At 48.9% G+C, this 1,437-nt stretch carries 1 rRNA gene; it reads right to left on the bottom strand.

From position 1 onward, the window contains the following. A 23S ribosomal RNA gene (locus tag GQR53_RS20435) occupies window positions 1-1,437 on the bottom strand; the annotation flags it as partial.

Here is a 1,437-nt window from a genome sequence, read left to right as displayed (position 1 = left end):
GTTCTCTCAAGCGCCTTAGTATTCTCTACCTGACCACCTGTGTCGGTTTGGGGTACGATTCCATATAATCTGAAGCTTAGAGGCTTTTCCTGGAAGTATGGCATCAACAACTTCATCACCGTAGTGACTCGTCTCGTGTCTCAGTCTTAATAGCAACCCGGATTTACCTAAGTCGCCAACCTACTCACTTTCACATGGACTACCAACGCCATGCTTGTTTAGCCTGCTCCGTCCCCCCATCGCAATTATATCGAGTACAGAAATATTAATCTGTTTCCCATCGACTACGCCTTTCGGCCTCGCCTTAGGGGTCGACTTACCCTACCCTGATTAACATGGGATAGGAACCCTTGGTCTTCCGGCGTGGGAGTTTTTCACTCCCATTATCGTTACTCATGTCAGCATTCGCACTTCTGATACCTCCAGCATACCTCCCGGTACACCTTCAACGGCTTACAGAACGCTCCCCTACCACTCAGAATAAATTCTGAATCCGCAGCTTCGGTGCATAGTTTAGCCCCGTTACATCTTCCGCGCAGACCGACTCGACCAGTGAGCTATTACGCTTTCTTTAAAGGATGGCTGCTTCTAAGCCAACCTCCTGGCTGTCTGGGCCTTTCCACATCGTTTCCCACTTAACTATGACTTTGGGACCTTAGCTGGCGGTCTGGGTTGTTTCCCTCTTCACGACGGACGTTAGCACCCGCCGTGTGTCTCCCGGATATTACTTTACGGTATTCGGAGTTTGCAAAGGGTTGGTAAGTCGGGATGACCCCCTAGCCTTAACAGTGCTCTACCCCCGTAAGTATTCGTCCGAGGCTCTACCTAAATAGATTTCGGGGAGAACCAGCTATCTCCCGGTTTGATTAGCCTTTCACTCCTAGCCACAGGTCATCCCCTAACTTTTCAACGTTAGTGGGTTCGGTCCTCCAGTTGATGTTACTCAACCTTCAACCTGCCCATGGCTAGATCACCGGGTTTCGGGTCTATACCTTGCAACTAGTCGCCCAGTTAAGACTCGGTTTCCCTACGGCTACCCTATTCGGTTAACCTCGCTACAAAATATAAGTCGCTGACCCATTATACAAAAGGTACGCAGTCACAGAACAAGTCTGCTCCTACTGCTTGTACGTACACGGTTTCAGGTTCTATTTCACTCCCCTCACAGGGGTTCTTTTCGCCTTTCCCTCACGGTACTGGTTCACTATCGGTCAGTTGGGAGTATTTAGCCTTAGATGATGGTCCACCTATATTCAGTCAAAGTTTCACGTGCTCCGACCTACTCGATTTCACTTAAAATGTCTTTTCATGTACGGGACTATCACCCTGTATCGTGGCACTTTCCAGAGCCTTCCATTAACACATAATAAGCTTAAGGGCTGTTCCGATTTCGCTCGCCGCTACTTTCGGAATCTCGGTTGATTTCTTTTCCTACGG

The sequence above is a fragment of the Pseudoalteromonas sp. Z9A6 genome (assembly GCF_011378805.1).
GTDB lineage: Bacteria > Pseudomonadota > Gammaproteobacteria > Enterobacterales > Alteromonadaceae > Pseudoalteromonas > Pseudoalteromonas distincta.
Note: the sequence above shows the minus strand (reverse complement) of the source record. Positions and strands in the feature narration are given on the sequence as shown.